Annotated in this window: 15 protein-coding genes and 1 riboswitch; of the genes, 3 read left to right on the plus strand and 12 right to left on the minus strand. The window is 55.2% G+C overall.

From position 1 onward, the window contains the following. From ACR0MJ_RS09805 to ACR0MJ_RS09840, 8 genes are all read right to left on the minus strand, one after another. Window positions 1-969: a ThiF family adenylyltransferase gene (locus ACR0MJ_RS09805; RefSeq protein ID WP_480760838.1), complete on the minus strand. Its 969-nt coding sequence runs from the start codon at window positions 967-969 to the stop codon at window positions 1-3. Beyond that, the gene (locus ACR0MJ_RS09810) at window positions 966-1562 is read right to left on the minus strand and encodes a thiamine phosphate synthase (protein ID WP_480760839.1); all 597 of its coding nucleotides are present in this window, start codon (window positions 1560-1562) and stop codon (window positions 966-968) included. Before ACR0MJ_RS09810 ends, ACR0MJ_RS09805 begins: the two co-directional genes overlap by 4 nt. Further along, window positions 1559-2329 carry a thiazole synthase gene (locus tag ACR0MJ_RS09815; protein ID WP_480760840.1) on the minus strand — a complete coding sequence of 257 codons (771 nt, stop codon included), beginning with the start codon at window positions 2327-2329 and terminating at the stop codon, window positions 1559-1561. Before ACR0MJ_RS09815 ends, ACR0MJ_RS09810 begins: the two co-directional genes overlap by 4 nt. 1 nt (window position 2330) lies before the next feature. Next, window positions 2331-2528 carry a sulfur carrier protein ThiS gene (thiS, locus tag ACR0MJ_RS09820; protein ID WP_170407488.1) on the minus strand — a complete coding sequence of 66 codons (198 nt, stop codon included), beginning with the start codon at window positions 2526-2528 and terminating at the stop codon, window positions 2331-2333. Continuing rightward, window positions 2525-3553: an FAD-dependent oxidoreductase gene (locus ACR0MJ_RS09825; protein ID WP_170407491.1), complete on the minus strand. Its 1029-nt coding sequence runs from the start codon at window positions 3551-3553 to the stop codon at window positions 2525-2527. Before ACR0MJ_RS09825 ends, thiS begins: the two co-directional genes overlap by 4 nt. Then, window positions 3550-4338 carry a bifunctional hydroxymethylpyrimidine kinase/phosphomethylpyrimidine kinase gene (gene thiD / locus ACR0MJ_RS09830; RefSeq protein WP_480760841.1) on the minus strand — a complete coding sequence of 263 codons (789 nt, stop codon included), beginning with the start codon at window positions 4336-4338 and terminating at the stop codon, window positions 3550-3552. Before thiD ends, ACR0MJ_RS09825 begins: the two co-directional genes overlap by 4 nt. 79 nt (window positions 4339-4417) lie before the next feature. Further along, window positions 4418-4518: riboswitch (TPP riboswitch) on the minus strand. A gap of 396 nt (window positions 4519-4914) precedes the next feature. Beyond that, window positions 4915-5610 carry an FkbM family methyltransferase gene (locus ACR0MJ_RS09835; RefSeq protein ID WP_170509380.1) on the minus strand — a complete coding sequence of 232 codons (696 nt, stop codon included), beginning with the start codon at window positions 5608-5610 and terminating at the stop codon, window positions 4915-4917. Between the two features lie 72 nt (window positions 5611-5682). Then, a complete protein-coding gene (locus tag ACR0MJ_RS09840; protein ID WP_480760842.1) occupies window positions 5683-6678 on the minus strand; it encodes a glycosyltransferase family 2 protein in 996 nt (331 codons plus the stop codon). A gap of 474 nt (window positions 6679-7152) precedes the next feature. Between ACR0MJ_RS09840 and ACR0MJ_RS09845 the strand changes: the two genes are divergently transcribed. The 3 genes from ACR0MJ_RS09845 to ACR0MJ_RS09855 all read left to right on the plus strand — a co-directional run bounded on the left by ACR0MJ_RS09845 (window position 7153) and on the right by ACR0MJ_RS09855 (window position 11288). Further along, complete coding sequence (locus tag ACR0MJ_RS09845; RefSeq protein ID WP_223118540.1) at window positions 7153-8025, plus strand: glycosyltransferase family 32 protein; 873 nt, start codon at window positions 7153-7155, stop codon at window positions 8023-8025. Window positions 8026-8547: 522 nt separating this feature from the next. Then, the gene (locus ACR0MJ_RS09850; RefSeq protein ID WP_170625588.1) at window positions 8548-9678 is read left to right on the plus strand and encodes a glycosyltransferase family 61 protein; all 1131 of its coding nucleotides are present in this window, start codon (window positions 8548-8550) and stop codon (window positions 9676-9678) included. After that, window positions 9678-11288 carry a glycosyltransferase family 2 protein gene (locus ACR0MJ_RS09855; protein ID WP_480760843.1) on the plus strand — a complete coding sequence of 537 codons (1611 nt, stop codon included), beginning with the start codon at window positions 9678-9680 and terminating at the stop codon, window positions 11286-11288. Before ACR0MJ_RS09850 ends, ACR0MJ_RS09855 begins: the two co-directional genes overlap by 1 nt. Window positions 11289-11408: 120 nt before the next feature. Here the strand turns inward: ACR0MJ_RS09855 and ACR0MJ_RS09860 are convergent, their stop codons facing one another. Genes ACR0MJ_RS09860 through ACR0MJ_RS09875 form a run of 4 tightly spaced genes read right to left on the minus strand, consistent with a single transcriptional unit; the run spans window position 11409 to window position 15633 of the window. After that, window positions 11409-12191, minus strand: coding sequence for an arginine deiminase family protein (locus ACR0MJ_RS09860; RefSeq protein ID WP_170663437.1), 783 nt, complete (start codon window positions 12189-12191; stop codon window positions 11409-11411). Window positions 12192-12194: 3 nt separating this feature from the next. Then, window positions 12195-13799 carry a 5-guanidino-2-oxopentanoate decarboxylase gene (locus ACR0MJ_RS09865; RefSeq protein WP_480760844.1) on the minus strand — a complete coding sequence of 535 codons (1605 nt, stop codon included), beginning with the start codon at window positions 13797-13799 and terminating at the stop codon, window positions 12195-12197. Then, a complete protein-coding gene (locus ACR0MJ_RS09870) occupies window positions 13796-14980 on the minus strand; it encodes a pyridoxal phosphate-dependent aminotransferase (RefSeq protein WP_480760845.1) in 1185 nt (394 codons plus the stop codon). The genes ACR0MJ_RS09865 and ACR0MJ_RS09870 overlap by 4 nt, the downstream gene beginning before the upstream one ends. Continuing rightward, window positions 14977-15633 (minus strand): TetR/AcrR family transcriptional regulator, encoded by a 657-nt coding sequence (locus ACR0MJ_RS09875; protein WP_480760846.1) that lies wholly within the window; start codon window positions 15631-15633, stop codon window positions 14977-14979. The genes ACR0MJ_RS09870 and ACR0MJ_RS09875 overlap by 4 nt, the downstream gene beginning before the upstream one ends. Between the last annotated feature and the right edge of the window lie 15 nt (window positions 15634-15648).

A 15648-nucleotide genomic window follows, 5' to 3' on the forward strand; every position in this document is an offset into this window, starting at 1 on the left:
TTAGTTGTTGTCGCCTAGGGCCAGAAGTTTGATTTCGGGCCCGTTTTTCGTGGAAATCCGCATCGCCGCCTGCCAGGCCCGAAGACCGGAACGGCAGGCAAGGATGAGGCGTCTGTTGTTTTGCAAAAGGGGGTCACGCGGATCGATTTCATCGACACTGAGGCGCTGAGCACCAGCCAGCTCCGGGCCAGTTTCATCTGCGGCGCGTAGGTCGATTACCAGATCGTCGGCCCGAAGCATCTCTTGCGCTATGAAGTCCGGCTCTGGTGCGGGATCCGGTGCGCCGTCAAAGCGAAAACCGCCAAAGCGCATGCTGGTGGCGTCATAGGTCACCAGACGCCCCATTGGCGTAAGGTCCCCGCTCAGCACCGCAACCGCGATCTGCGCTTGCAGACTGCCGATCACACCCACCGTCGGGCCAAGCACGCCATCAGCGTCGCAGGAACTCAGCCTTGCAGGCAGATCCGGGAACAGCGCGCGCAGACCCGGAGCCTTGTGGCAGAAGCCCCCGACATAGCCCTCCGAGCCTACAACGCTGGCGCTAATCAGCGGCAGATCGGCAGCAAGGCAAACATCCGAGGCCACATAGCTGGCGGCAAAACTGTCGGCGCAATCTAGCACCAGATCAACGCCCTGACAAAGTTGCGGGGCATTGGCCGGATCAAAGCGGGTTTCGACCGGTTCGATCCGCACCTCATCATTCAGCGCCATCATTTCACGTGCTGCCACCTGCACTTTGGATTGCCCTATGTCGCGTTCACGGAACAGCGTTTGGCGGTGCAGGTTCGACAGGCTGATCTTGTCAGCATCAACCAAACGGATACGTCCCACACCGGCCCCGACCAGATATTGCAGCACTGGTGCGGCAAGCCCTCCTGCGCCAATCACCAGTACATGCGCGGTGCGCAGGTTTTCCTGCCCCGACGCGCCAAAGCCAAGTACAGCAATCTGGCGTGCATAGCGGCTCATGGGCAGATCCTTAGCCATTCGCGTACACGGGCTTCTGGGTCGTCCTTTAAGGTGATGTCGGTCACGGCGGACACGATGTCGGCCCCGGCAGCGAACGCACCCGGCGCGCGCTCGACCGACATGCCACCTATCGCCACAAGCGGAACAGGTCCGATCCGCGCCTTCCAGTCGGTCAGCTTTTCGACACCCTGCTGGTGCCATTTCATCTTTTTAAGAATGGTCGGATGAACGGGCCCGAGTGCCACATAGTCAGGCCGCAAAGCCAGCGCACGCTTAAGCTCTGCTTCGTCATGGGTTGAGACTCCAAGTTTCAATCCAGCAGCTCGGATCGCGTCAAGGTCAGCTGTGTCCAGATCTTCCTGCCCCAGATGCAACCAGTCGCAGCCAAGCTCAATCGCCAGTTGCCAATAGTCATTGACCACCAGAGCCGCGCCGTGGTCGCGGCACAAATCCCGCGCCTCCGCCAATTGCGCGCGCACCACATCCAGGGGCTGTTCTTTGATGCGCAGTTGCACCAACCGCACCCCGAATGGCAGCATTCGGCGCAGCCATGAGATGTCATCGAATATCGGGTAGAACGAAGGCAGCGTCACAGCATGGCCTTTCCGAAAACAGGGGTAGAAGGCGAGGCCATGTCGCGTGGTTCCATCGCATCGGCACCGAAGGCCAAGGCCCCCGCTTCGACCGCGCGGGCAAACGCTTCGGCCATCGCCGCCGGATCACCTGCCTTAGCGACCGCCGTGTTCAGTAACACCGCGTCATAGCCGATTTCGATGGCATGTGCCGCCTGTGATGGCAGGCCCAGCCCTGCATCAACCACAAGAGGCATCTCGGGAAAATGAGCCCGTACCGAGCGCAGGCCGTAAAGGTTGTTCAGCCCCAGTCCGGTGCCGATCGGCGCCCCCCAAGGCATCAACACACGACAGCCAGCCTCGATCAGTTTCTCACACAGCACCAAGTCTTCAGTGCAATAGGGGAAGACGTCGAACCCTTCGTCGGCGAGAATGCGCGCCGCCTCTGCAAGGCCGAACGGGTCGGGTTGCAGCGTGTCGGCATGGCCGATCACTTCAAGCTTGATCCAGTTGGTCTCAAACAGTTCGCGCGCCATCTGCGCCGTGGTGACCGCTTCGCGTACCGAGTGGCACCCGGCGGTATTGGGCAACACCGCGACACCCAAATCACGGATCAGAGACCAGAAATCCTGCCCGGCCCTTTCACCACCCGCCTCGCGACGCAGCGACACCGTGGCAATGCCTGCGCCCGAACGTCGAAACGCATCGGCGAGCACTGCGGGCGACGGATACTGCGCGGTGCCCAACATCAGGCGCGACGCTATTTCCTTGCCGTAGAATTCCGGCATGTCAGCCCCCCTGCCGCGGCGAAACCAGCTCGATCCGGTCCCCATCGGAAAGCACTTGCGCCGCACGTGTTGATGCCGGAACGAACACCTCGTTCACCGCCGTGGCCAGTTTGTCATTGCCTTTGCCTAGTTCGACCAGAAGATCGGCAAGGCTGGGGCCTTTGGCCTCGACGGCCTCACCATTCACCATCAGTTTCATGTGGTTCTCCCCGGTGTTTTGTGTGCGATTTTCGTGTTTTGGCAGTTCTCGTACCAAAGCGCGGGCTGCGTGCCGCAGGTCACCAGATCTGCCACCATCCCTGCCAACGCCGGAGCAAGCAGATAGCCATGGCGGTACAGCCCGTTCACCATGATGCGATCGTCGAAATGGCGGATGCGTGGCTGATTGTCCGCAAAGGCCGGGCGGGCATCGACTCCGATTTCCAGCAGCTCGGCTTCACCAAAGGCTGGATGCAACGCGTAGGCCGCATTCATTAGTTCCATCACGGATCGCAGGCTTGCGCGGCTGCGCTGCCCACTTTCGATCTGGGTTGCGCCCAACATGAATACGCCATCGCCGCGCGGTACGATGTAGAGCGGGAAACGAGGATGCAGCAGCCGCACGGGACGCGATAGCGACACGTCCGGGCAGCGCACGATGAGCATCTCACCCTTTACCCCGCGCAAATCGCTCAGCCGATCCTGCGCGGCGAGACCACGGCAGTCGATGACCTGGCCCAGCGTTTCGCCTGCAGTCAGAAACTCAACGCCCGAAGCCACCAGGTGTGCATGCAACCCGGTCAACATCGGGCGGGGATTGAGATGCGCTTCATTCGCGATGAACAACACCTTGCCGAATTGCTCGGCCAGATGCGGCTCGTGGAGCGCGATGCCCTCGCGGTCCAGCCATTCCACGCCTTCGGCGCGCCGTGCAAACGTCGTCAGCTCGCTCTGATCCCGGCCCAGAGCGACAACCAAGGTACCGTTCCGGGTCACATCCAGACCGAACTGCGCCCCCTGCTTTTGCCACCAATCCGCTGCTTTGCGCCCGTGTTCCACAACGGGCTGTTCGGTGACTGCGCCCTCGCATTCCGGTGCCAACATGCCCCCGGCCCACCAGCTGCAGGAATGCGTATTCACGGGACCTGCCGGGTCGATCATCCGTACGGAAACACCGCGTGACACCAGCTCGGCTGCAACGCAAAGCCCGGCAACCCCGGCACCCAGAATGGTGACAGCGCTCATGCCCACATCTCGTGAAAATGATGTACCGGGCCATGGCCTTGTCCAATCTCCAACCCGTCGGCACGTTTTATTGCAGCGTGCAGCCAGCCATGCGCCCGCCGCACCGCAGTCTCAAGATCCATGCCGCGCGCAAGGCAGCCCGCAATTGCTGCGGAATAACTGCAGCCAGTACCATGCGTGTTGCGGGTCGCGATCCGCGGTGCCCCCAGCGTGACAACGAACCCTGACTTTGCCAGCACATCAAGGCAATCAATGCCATCGGCATGGCCGCCCTTGATCAGAACTGCCTTAGGACCTAGCGCCAGCAACGGCGCAACCAGTCCGGCACTGTCGCCCTTATGGGTTTGTCCCAGCAGCTTGTCCGCCTCGGGCAGGTTTGGTGTCAGCAGGTCAGCGCGCGGCAGAAGATACTGCTTCAGCGCGGCAATCGCTTGATCTTCAAGCAGGGCGACCCCGGATTTCGCCACCATGACGGGGTCGAGGACGACAGGTCCGGAAAAACCTTCCGTTGCATGGGCCACTGTTTCAACCAATGATGGCGTGCCCAGCATTCCGATCTTGATGGCGTCTATGCGGATGTCGTCTAGGACCGCCTTGATCTGAGCCGCGACCACATTGTCGGGTACCGGATGTACTGCGGTCACGTCACAGGTATTCTGCGCGGTTATCGCGGTCACCACGCTGCAACCGAACACGCCCATTGCGCCGAAGGATTTAAGATCTGCCTGAATTCCCGCGCCGCCCCCGCTGTCGGAACCGGCAATCGTCAATGCTGTCGCAACCATGGCACATCCGTCATTGTCATGGTCAGGATGTGCGTGGAAAGACCCGTAGCCTGCGTTGTGACACGAGTTGTGACACGGGGCGCCCGGTATGCCTGTTTCCTCCGCCGGTCCTAACCGGGTCAGGTTCAATGGGTTTGCAAGTCAGCATCTCAGCCCCGAGGGGCACCCCAACAGTTGGTTACCGATTATTGATGAGATCAGGTCTCGTCAACAAATTTGTTGCACACAGTTTGGTGGTTGCGACCTCCCCTTGAGTATTTCGATTATCTCGGGGTGTTGCTGGTGTCGCAATATGGTGGCGTTTCCAGATGCTATGACCGGAGAACGACACAATAAGACGGGGACATACAGCGCCGACACCGTGGTCGTTTCATCAGCCCCGCGATCCGAGATTGAAGGCAGAAACAGTTTTTTGAGGTTCTGTCACAAGTTCCCGTCCGCAGATGCACATAGTTGCAACGAATAAATTGCTATGGGCAAATTCAGGTCACAAGTCGGCTAAACGTTTCATTTCAGGGCGCTCAACTGCCTTGGCCAATTCGCATAGTTCGAAAATGCTCGTCTCAATGACGCGGTTCAGCCAAGATCTCGTGTGCAGGTCCAAACAACCCTCCAGGACAAATCGTCCAGCCGTAGAAAACCCGCGTTCGAAAGAATCCTTTTACAGGCCCGGACACCTTTGTGCCCATAAATGAGGCGATGGAATTCAATAACAATGGCTCGAATGCCCGACAGGTCCGCATTCCTCAAGAAATCCAGTTCCGCCCCCTCAATATCCATCACAAGAACCGTCGGAGCGAACTCTCGTTTCACCGCTTCGAAGTCCGCTTTAGCTACGCGCACTGATGTTGTTGATTCACCTTCATTATCAAAAACTGAAGACCCTAGATATGAAGCGTCAATATGAAACGGAATAGAGTCGGGATCCTTTGGATTGGCGCTTAGTATCGCATTCCGGACTTCGATCCGGTCTGAAAGCCCATTTAGGGCATGTAAACGACGGATGTGTGGAATTAGATTTGGATTGGCTTCAAAACTGAGAATAGCCTCTGGTTTGTTCTCGAGCGCGACAACACCACTCACGATACCCAGCCCGGCGCCCATTTCCAGAATACGATCCTCAGGTTGAACGACGCTCAAAGCGCCATCCATTTCCCAGCTTTCATAATTGTCCTGCTCGATCAGATTCATGATCGTTTCGTCCAGAAATGGCGATGAAGGTATCTTCAATCCACGGTACTGGATCGCAACATCAGGGTTCGTTTCGGTCATTCTTGCTCCATTCCAAGGATGAGCGGTCGGTAGAGCATGTTTTGCATAAGGTCAGACTATTTGCATCAAACATCATGTCGGTAATCTCGCATAGAGGTCCGACATATTCGTCTTCAGAACCTCGTTGAACCACTCAACCGACAAGTCAAACTCGTGTTCAGGATAATAAGTATCCAAACCCCGGAAAGGGCGGACCTGCACATCATCGAGAAGACCATGACCCCTCAATCTTTCTTCTGTGTCCTTGTCGTATTTTCGGATAATGTCATGAAGCTCTTGAACAGCATTCATAGAAGATGAATTTTTCAGGAATTGGACCTGTTCATAGCGGAAATCGTTGCTGCCCTTGGGTGATTCATATGTGCCCATTTCATGATATCTCAGCAATTTGAGCATCCAGTGGATTTCGGTCAGTCCGTCAAAGTGACAAATGACCGATTGTTGAGAAACATGTCGCTTGATGTTGCCTCTCCACCGCTGTGGCGCATGAACACCTAACTTGATGTTTTTCCCCGTTCGGGTGGCGCTTTTTCCGAAACGATGCGCACAAAATCCTCTGTCGCTGTACTTGAGTCGTTCTTCTCCGAATAAGCTTCGGGCGACATAGCCGCGGGTGTGCTTAGGCTTCAGCATAAGACCACCAAAAAGTCCGGGTGTGGTGTCCTCGGTTGAAAACACACGCTCGCCATTAGGAATTGAAATCGTATCAACATCCGAGGGCAGGTCAGCAAGCTCTTGCGCAAAATCATCGGCTTGCAGATACTCGTCTGCATCGAGGAAAAGCATCCAATCGACCGTTGCTTCTCGATAGGCTTTTGTCGCTATCAGTCTTTGGCGTCTGAAACTGTTTTCTGGATAAGCACAGTCCCAGTTTCTTCGAAAAAACGTGTCATCCATCACTTCAACGCGACAGTTCGGTATCTGAGCCAGAAGTTGCCGCGCTTTCGGATCATCACCATCCAGAAAGATAAAGATCTCTTGCGCGCCGAGTGACGCATAATAGGAAGCAAATATAGCCACCAGCTCTGGCGGCTCTTTGACCATGGTAACGACACCCCAGGTGGCCATCTTCAAAGGAGTCCTGTGTTTGGGAAGAGCCAAATTCGCTGATTGCACGTCTTTAGAGTCACCGGCTTCCTCTATTGCCCAGTAAGTCTGGATTTGTGGCAACCTTGATCGGTGAATTTTCCGCCTTAAGCAAGAGCATCCTGAGGTCTTATTGGACGATCCGATTTAAGACAGTTTGGGTGATCTTGCGACCTTTGTCGGGGAGGACTGAGAAAACTGGACCAAAGTTGAGGTAACCAAACAATTACCGCTTATTGCGAGCCCCTAAAGTTTGATCGTTACCGCTCGTTCTTTTTCGCGAAACACAAAGGTGCGAGAATTCTGACTAACGGACCTGCGCTACAGACAGTTCATATTGGACGGTTGGGTCACCATCACAATTGCGCTTGTATCGGGATCATTAAACCAGTGGATCGAATACCGGAGCCATGCTAATGCGGAGCAAGCGAAAAATATAACGGGCATTGATCCAGCATGGAAATTTCTCCAGTAATTTCATCGTTTTGGCATGGATCCAGTCTGACTTTTTTCGAGCAACTCTGCCTCAAAAGCTTTGTGGATCACGGCCATAAGGTCAAGTTGTACTCTTTGAATGAAATCACGAATACGCCACCGGGCGTTGAAAATGCGGATGCACGTATTTTCTTACCTGACCACCTGAAAATATGGCGAAACGAAAAGCGAAACAGCGCTTATGCCCCGTTGTCGGATTTTTTCAGGATCAACATGCTTCGGGAATCCGACGAAATCTGGATGGATTGCGATATGTTGTGTATGCAGCCGATCCCCGACATTCCGTATATTTTCGCAAAAGAGAAACGCTATTATAACAATGCGGCTCTCCGGCTGCCGCACAGTTCTCCAACATTGCAGGGTATGCATGACTTTATGAACGGGTCTGAGATCGTGATCCCCAATGACTGGCCGTGGAAAAAAAATATTGATGTTTCCATCGGCAAGTCCAATGAAGACGGCTCTTTCTCGGTACCGTTGGAAAACCTGTCGCAGCTGCCATTTTATACGTTCGGGCCTCAGGCTATCTCTTATTTTTTGGGCAAAAACGGTGAAGTTAAACACGCCCTGCCACCCGAGTCATTCTATTCCCAAGAACCTACGGCCATGCGCTTGAATTATTTCCGGCCGCGGTTTTCCCGCATATCGCTCGATGAAAACGCGTTGGGGGTTCATCACATTGGCGGCTCAAGCATGCGCAAGAAATACAATATGGACGGTGGGTTTCCTTTGCCGCATCCCAACAGCCAGGTCGCCAAGCTATGCAAGAAACATGACATCGATCCCTCTAAGGCGATGCCACAGGATGTGCTGAAGTCTGTTGACCAAGATTAAAATGTCTGGGCAAGTCAGAAGCGCCAGTATGTGTCCAAGTTTCGGACGATCGCAATCAATAACACTAGGCGTCATCTGCTAACACCGTAGTGCCAAGTTGTTTGGCGGACGGTTTCCCAACCGGCCATTGCATTGAGTACAACGGACAATAACTTGGCAATCAAAGTAGTGGCGGTCGCTTCAGGCAAGGATGATAAACTGCGACACTGTCAACATATTCGATTGTCTTTCTACGGATAGAGCCTTTACTTTTTCTGGCGTAGAAATTTCACTACGATTACTTGCAGCGGCGCAGGTACGGCCATATCAGAATACTGGGGTGAATAGGGCCGAATGTTATGAAGCCCGAACACAGATCTTGGATTAATCTGGGGTCCAGTTTATGGGATAGGCGAATGTCAAAGAAGCTGGCTACAGATCACAAGGATATTCGCCGATCATCTATCCCGGCCTTTAACACCAGAAGACCGACTAAAAGCATGTCTTTGTCGACCCGGTCGCTCTGACCGGGTGTGAACAAAGATGTCTACGCTTAACGATAATGATCTGAACCAACCTCCTCAGCCTGATCAAGGATGGTCACGTGAACTTGTTGCACTTGAGCGGGCTATCGTGGTTCCGCCCGCAGTCTCCGATACGGTGCAGGAAGCCGGTGTTCTGACTGAAGACCGGGAATATTGCGCGCATGGGGCGCTTTGGCGGGGAAAGCGTGCCATGACCACCCAACCGGTATCGCCAACAGACCCTTTGCCGCAATTGTCGGGTCGCTGGCTTTATGCCGGGCTGTTATGGGTACACTTTGGTCATTTCCTGGCTGAAAGCACCGCACGTCTTTGGCCGCTGCCGGCAATCGCGAAGGATATTGATGGGGTCCTCTTTACCCCCAAGCGACCCGCCAATGGGGGTGAAACACGCCCCATGCAGCATAATTTTTTTGCGCTTCTGGGTATTGATCTGCCAATCAAAGTGGTGACCGAGCCAACTCAGGTAGAACATCTGCAGGTGCCCGGTCAGGGGTTTGGGCTGGGCCCGATTGTGGCGGGAACGCCTGAATATCGTGCCTTGATCCATCAAAATTTTGGCGCCGACGTTCCCCCTGATGGGCCGGAGCGGCTTTATATCTCGCGCGCAGGTCTTGGAATACGGCGGGGTGGCGTTATCGGAGAAGAGTTTCTCGAAGAGAATTTGCGCCAGAACGGTTACGAGATTTTCTATCCGGAACAACACCCGATGGAAAAGCAGATCGCGCGTTACAAAGCCGCCCGTCAGATCGTTGCACTAGACGGGTCGGCACTGCATCTTTTTGCTCTGGTAGGCCGTCCAGATCAGCAGGTTGCAATGATCCCGCGCCGCACTTCTTCGGTGCATCACAATATCTCAGCTCAGCTAGCGGCCTTTTGCGGGCAAGAGCCTTTAGTCGCCAATGCCATTCGCACTGATTGGGTATTGGCTTCGCGCGGTCGCCCCAACCGCCATTCACTTGGAGAGCTTGACATGTCCAGATTGCATAAAATGCTTGCCGATGCAGGATTTGTCTCACCTGATCTGGCCTGGGAAGAAATGTTCTGGCGGCAGCGGCGGCGAACCATCCGAAAACTGGAAAAAGCCCTTGGCGACCAGCTGGTTCCCATCCATCAAGAGCCCGCTGACTAATGCAGCTAATCCTGGATATACGCGACACAGCTCGGGATCAGGCGCGCCAAGCCAATGGGGTTGCGTCTGTTTTGAGTATCGATAATGCGGATTTGCAGCAGCAACTGGTTACGTTTGCGCAGATTACACGGCGAAGACGTGCAAAGGCCGAGCCGCCCGATTTTTTGCCCGCACTCGCCAGTGCGATTGCTAATGAGCGACCGCGGTTCATGCTTTTGGCCATGCCAGGGCTAGCAGAAAACCTCACCACGGAAGTCTCTGTTGGTCGAGTCCACGAAGTTTTGGGGCAATTGGCGGCCGACATCCTGATTTTGACTGATCTTGATTCAGGATCTGATCGCGCCAGAATTTGGGCCACACAATTTGGTGCCGATGCGATAGTTAACCGGATTGAACGGCCAGATGATCTGACTGCACAGCCTCCTGCATTCTCTACCCTGGCCTCCTCTGCAAAAGAAGAATTCACTCCAAAAGAAGTGCTGCCATTTGCCCGTCGCTTCTTGCCGCGCAATGACCTGACAAGTTTTGACGAAAGTCAACCCATGGGTGACACGGTGCCGGTGGACCTAAGGCCGCCAGAGGGTACCAGCGGCACGGTGCTGATCGGTTGCATGAAAAACGAAGGCCCTTTCCTATTGGAATGGATTGCATACCACCAATCGATCGGTGTGCATCACTTTGTTATCTATACCAATGGCTGCGAGGATGGCACGGATCTGATGCTGGATGCGCTGGCCAAAACCGGTCTGGTCACGCATGTCGACAACAACAAATGGAAGGGCAATTCCCCGCAACAGTGGGCTCTGAACCAGTCTGCAAAGCTCAAGGTGGTCAAACGTGCCGATTGGGTTATCCATATTGATGTGGATGAGTTTATCAACATCCGCTTTGGTAACGGGACACTGCCGGAACTTTATAAGCGCCTGCCTGAGGGGGTCAGCAATATTGCAATGACCTGGCGGCAATTTGGGTCAGCCGGAATAAAGACCTACGAGGACAGGCCGGTCCTGGCGCAATTTGACCGATGCGCTGCGTCGTATCTGCCCAAACCGCATACCGCTTGGGGCTTCAAGACCGCCACCAGGAATATTCGCGCCTATCGTAAACTAAGCTGTCACCGGCCCAATAAGCTTAAAGAAGCAAAAGCCGAACAGGTGCTATGGGTCAATGGATCGGGTCAGGATATCACGCACAAAGTGGCAAAGAATGGCTGGAGGTCCGATATCAAGACCATCGGCTATGAGCTGGTCCAGCTAAACCACTACGCACTAAGATCTGCGCAGTCTTTCTTGGTCAAGCGCCAGCGTGGACGGGCCCTGCATGTGGATCGCACTGTCGGGCGCAACTACTGGATACGGATGGATTGGAACCAGTATCGGGACGTCACTATCCAACGCAACTTGGCCAGATTGTCAGTGGCGATGGAAGCGTTGATAGCCATTCCCCAGATTGCGCGGCTACACGAAAAAGCTGTTGCCTGGCACCAGGCTAAGATTGAGTTTTTGATGGATGAGCCCGAGTTTCGCGACCTTTATGACGAGATCACCGGCATCGAACTTGAGGATTTGCAACGGATCCGCGCCATCATAGATGCGGATATGCATAGCTGACTTGTCCTGCCGCGATGAACAGATTCATAGAACGGCCCCGGCCGTCGCAGATAGCGCGCGGCTTGATATTCATTCGCCAACTAAAAGACCGCCGATAACCAAAAGTTGGTGAATAACCCTTCAAAGTCTTAGCGAGAGACATGACATGCCGCCATCCAGCTTGGCGCAATCGGTGTTGTCAATTTCTACGATCTCATACCCTTCACGATCCAACATGTCTGCTGTGCGCGAGAAGCCTGCGGCCATCAGCACCAGATTGTTGAAGCGGATCGCGTTGGCAGCAGCTTCTTCCCCATCAGCAACATGAAGCACTCGGTAGCCCTCAAAGCAGCCTGATGCATCAAGTCTTCGGGTAGACAGGATTGTTTCGGCATCCATCAGTGAACAATCTGTCTTGAAGTGCAAAACGCCTTCCGGTGTAAACACTTCGCGCAGTTTGTGGCCCCACGCGGAGGTGATTTTAGACAGCTCGGCGACACCTTCAGCGTCCGTGCGGTCTGATCTGCCCACCAAAATTTCGCGACCGGTTACAAGAATATCTCCGCCCTCGATATGGCCGGGGCCGTTGATTTCCAGAACCGTCTCGTAGCAAGCGCGAAGATTTGGCGCCATTTCTGCCACCTCACCCATCCGCGATGGTGCGCCTGGCCGCATCAGCACAGCGCCTTGCGGCAGGCAAAGGGCCGTATCCTCGACAAACTGCGCGTCGGGGAACGCGTCGAGGGGATCAAGTTCGATTACTTCAGCCCCGGTGCTTTTCAGTGCAGCCACGTAAGCCTTATGTGCCGCCATCATCCCTTCGAAATCGGGGTTTCCAATATCCTTTGCACGCAAACCGCCGGCAATGGTCGCAGCCGGGCGGCGGGTGATTGCGCGGGAGAACTCAAAGGTCGGGTCTGACATGTTTCAATCTTTCTGAGGTTCACATTTCGGAGCGATGACTTCGATCATTGCAGGCCCATCTAAAGCGACAGTTTCGCGCAACGCCTGCGCGACAGCCTGTGGTTCGGCCGGAACCTTGGTGAATGGAATGCCAAAAGACTTGGCTGATGCAGAAAAATTCGGGGGCGAAGGATCACAACCTATGACGGTCACACCCACATCCCGCATCGACGCGGCAATTTCCTGATATCCATGATTGTTCCAGATCACGAAGGTGACCGGCAGGTTTTCATCTGCTGCGGCCATGATTTCAGGCAATGAAAACTGTGCACCTCCATCGCCGACAATGCAGATCGCCCTTGCTGTCGGATCGGCGATCGACGCGCCGATGGCAGCGGGTATCCCGTAGCCGAGCGCGCCATATCCCGTTGCTGCGTTGAACCAACCTCCGGCCCGGTCGTGGTCGTAGAAAAGATTGCCGGCATAAATTGGTTGGGTTGAGTCTCCGACCATCAATGCATTCGGAACTGCCGAGCGAATGGCGTTCAGGATTTCGACCTGATGGCGATAGTCCGGACCAATTTCCTCCCAGGCGGCGCGGCGTGTTTTGCTGGCGCGTTCGGCACCGTCGTCTTGCTTTGCCTCATTGGACAATGCCCCAAACAGCGCCGGTACAACCAAATTGACGTCACCTTGAATGGTAAGCGCTGCCTCATGTCGCGCCAGTTGATCGCTGCAGCGATCCACCCGGATCAGGCCTGACCTTCCTGCAAATTGTTCGGTGGCGTACATGTCATAGTCGGTTGGCCCCAATTCGGTTCCCAAAGCCAAAACGCAATCAGCGCTTTCTATCAGCTCGCGTACTGCTTTGAGGCTGGGGCTGGCCGGAACGGTCAGTGGATGTCCGTGCATCAGGCCCCGTGCGTTGACGGTTTGCACGACGGGGGCATCGAGAGTTTCAGCCAATGTCTGTAAATCGGTTTCCGCTTTTTTCGCGCCACCACCCGCCAGAATGACAACTCTATTTGCTTCAGCCAGTTGCCTTGCCGCTTGTGAGATTAAGTCTGGATTGACCGGGGGTGCTGGATTGAGCGTCTCGACTGGTGTTTTTTGATATTTTTCTGCTGCTACATCCAACGGGACCTCTATATGCACCGGCCCTGGGCGACCGTTGGTAAGGTCGTGAAAAACACGGTCCAAGACCGGGTCCAGAGCGTTGGAGTCGGGAACTTGTTCTGACACCAACGCAACTGTTCTGGCCAGCCCCAGTTGGTCTGGCAATTCATGTAGATGTCCCAAGCCCTTGCCAAGTGAAGCGGTTTTATTGACACCAGAGACCACCAACATCGGAATTGAATCAGCGCGCGCCTGCGCCATCGGTGTCAAGGTGTTGGTCAATCCGGGGCCGGTGATCACAAAGGTCACACCCGGTTTCCCCGAAACACGCGCGTAGCCATCAGCCATGAAACCAGCACCCTGTTCATGCCTGGGCGTGATATGACGAATGCCCGAAGCCGCAAGACCGCGGTAAAGTTCGACCGTGTGAACGCCCGGAATTCCGAAGACGCAGGTCACATCTCTTTGGCGAAGCTTGGCAACCAAAGCTTCACCGATTGTCATTCCGCTCATGCAACCTCGCGTGATTTGCTGTTGGCGTGATCAATGATGCGAGAAACCGCTTTGGCAAAATCGGCGTCACTAATCGTCAGCGCGACCCGGACCCAGTCTTTCAGACCGTTGCCAAAGGCGGACCCTGGCATGACAGCCACCCCGGCCTGCAACAGATCCCACGCATAATCTTCGCCATCAAACCCGGTGGCAGAAACGTTGATGAGGGCGAACATTCCCGCCTCTGGGCGATGAACCGTCATATCCGTTTCTGCTTCAAGACGATCGGCCAGCAGGGTGGCGCGGCCAGAGAAGCGAGCGGCCATGCCGGGGGCAACCTCGGACCCGTCGCGGATTGCCTTTTCGGTCATGTCCGCGATGAAGGGCTGATTGCCAAAGAGCATTGTTTCGGAATACGGCAGCAGCGCTTCACAAAACGCTGCTGGTCCGACACACCAACCGCTACGAAACCCTGGGGCAGCATGTGATTTCGAGATGGATGATACACCTATGACACGATCCGCCAGTTTCGGGTCTGCCAATGGTGAAGCAAATTCGGCCTCGTCAAAGATCAGTTCTTCATAGACCTCGTCCGAGATGATCCATAAATCGTGCGCCATGGCGAGCTGCCCGATTTCGGCAATTTCCGCGGTAGTCAGAATTGCACCTGTCGGGTTGTGTGGCGTTGTCAGAAGAATGGCGCGGCTGCGTGGAGTGATGCGTGCAGCAATATCTTCGGCTTGCATGCGAAACCCGTGCTCTGGCCGAAGCGGCACAGGCACCATATCCGCCCCGGATGCACGCACGACTCCTTCGTATGTCGCGTACATCGGATCACCAACCAAAACTTCGTCTCCGGCCTCTGCAATCCCGGACATCACTGCGAAAAGGGCGGTTTGCGTCCCGGGAAAGCACAAAAAGTTCTCGGGTCCGAAGGGCCGCCCACGAGAGGCTGAATAGCGAGCAGCAAGCGCGTCAAGCAGCCCGGCTTCACCGCGCCCGTTGGAATACCCTGTCCGTTGTGCCCGCAAGGAGGTTACGGTGGCTTCTACCAATGCGGCTGGCACGGGCACATCCGGTTCTCCAATCGTCATTTCGACGATATCCACTCCGGCTTTGATAAGGTCGCGTGCTTTCAGGTGTACACCCCATTTGGCACCACCCAACCCCGCTAAACGCTCAGTCACAGATGTGGTCTTCATGGCTGCTCCGCCTCTTTGTTCAATGGTATCGCTAAGATGGCGCTTACCGAGTCCAAGCCGATCTGCGCCAGTTGCCCTTCGGAAAACGCGTCCGGAAGCGCACCGCCTTCCAGCCAAAGGCCGTCGATTACCGCGTTGCAAGCGATGGCCAGTTGCGTTGCCTCCGTCGCAGCGACTGAACGTCCGGTTTCCTGCAATGCGGCGACGATCAGCTCCTCGAGGTGACCCCGGAAATAGTTATAGGTCTGCTGGTGAATGCGCTGCATTTTTGAATCATGTTGCACCTTGTTAAGAAAGCTGGCCCACAACGCCACGGCGCTTGGATCAACGATTGGTGGTCGTAGCGACGCGTCAACGAAGTTGGTCAACTGAGATACCGCGCTTCCCATTCCTGACGAAGCTGCTGTCTGATCGGTTAGCGTATTCATGTGGTGCTCATACGCCGCTTGAACCAACTCTTCTTTTGAAGAGAAATAATGACGGATCAACCCTTGGGTCACGTTCGCGCGGGCTGCAATCTCACGCACCGTGGCACCGCGGACGCCCATCTCGGCGATCAGGTCCAAAGTCGCCAATATCAGCGCCTCGCGCCGAAACTCAGCAGACTCACGTTTAAATTTGCGGCTGTCGTCCTGCACGTCAGTGTCATCCATGGCATGGAGTTATTA

It is taken from the genome of Ruegeria sp. C6, assembly GCF_056537625.1.

Excerpts from the sequence above, each read along its gene's own strand:
- ACR0MJ_RS09850 (WP_170625588.1), top strand. The coding sequence starts at position 8,548 with ATGTCTACGCTTAACGATAATGATCTGAACCAACCTCCTCAGCCTGAT.
- ACR0MJ_RS09825 (WP_170407491.1), bottom strand. The coding sequence starts at position 3,553 with ATGAGCGCTGTCACCATTCTGGGTGCCGGGGTTGCCGGGCTTTGCGTT.
- ACR0MJ_RS09815 (WP_480760840.1), bottom strand. The coding sequence starts at position 2,329 with ATGCCGGAATTCTACGGCAAGGAAATAGCGTCGCGCCTGATGTTGGGC.
- thiD (WP_480760841.1), bottom strand. The coding sequence starts at position 4,338 with ATGGTTGCGACAGCATTGACGATTGCCGGTTCCGACAGCGGGGGCGGC.
- ACR0MJ_RS09875 (WP_480760846.1), bottom strand. The coding sequence starts at position 15,633 with ATGGATGACACTGACGTGCAGGACGACAGCCGCAAATTTAAACGTGAG.
- ACR0MJ_RS09845 (WP_223118540.1), top strand. The coding sequence starts at position 7,153 with ATGGAAATTTCTCCAGTAATTTCATCGTTTTGGCATGGATCCAGTCTG.
- ACR0MJ_RS09865 (WP_480760844.1), bottom strand. The coding sequence starts at position 13,799 with ATGAGCGGAATGACAATCGGTGAAGCTTTGGTTGCCAAGCTTCGCCAA.
- ACR0MJ_RS09835 (WP_170509380.1), bottom strand. The coding sequence starts at position 5,610 with ATGACCGAAACGAACCCTGATGTTGCGATCCAGTACCGTGGATTGAAG.
- ACR0MJ_RS09855 (WP_480760843.1), top strand. The coding sequence starts at position 9,678 with ATGCAGCTAATCCTGGATATACGCGACACAGCTCGGGATCAGGCGCGC.
- ACR0MJ_RS09860 (WP_170663437.1), bottom strand. The coding sequence starts at position 12,191 with ATGTCAGACCCGACCTTTGAGTTCTCCCGCGCAATCACCCGCCGCCCG.
- thiS (WP_170407488.1), bottom strand. The coding sequence starts at position 2,528 with ATGAAACTGATGGTGAATGGTGAGGCCGTCGAGGCCAAAGGCCCCAGC.
- ACR0MJ_RS09840 (WP_480760842.1), bottom strand. The coding sequence starts at position 6,678 with ATGGCCACCTGGGGTGTCGTTACCATGGTCAAAGAGCCGCCAGAGCTG.
- ACR0MJ_RS09805 (WP_480760838.1), bottom strand. The coding sequence starts at position 969 with ATGAGCCGCTATGCACGCCAGATTGCTGTACTTGGCTTTGGCGCGTCG.
- ACR0MJ_RS09870 (WP_480760845.1), bottom strand. The coding sequence starts at position 14,980 with ATGAAGACCACATCTGTGACTGAGCGTTTAGCGGGGTTGGGTGGTGCC.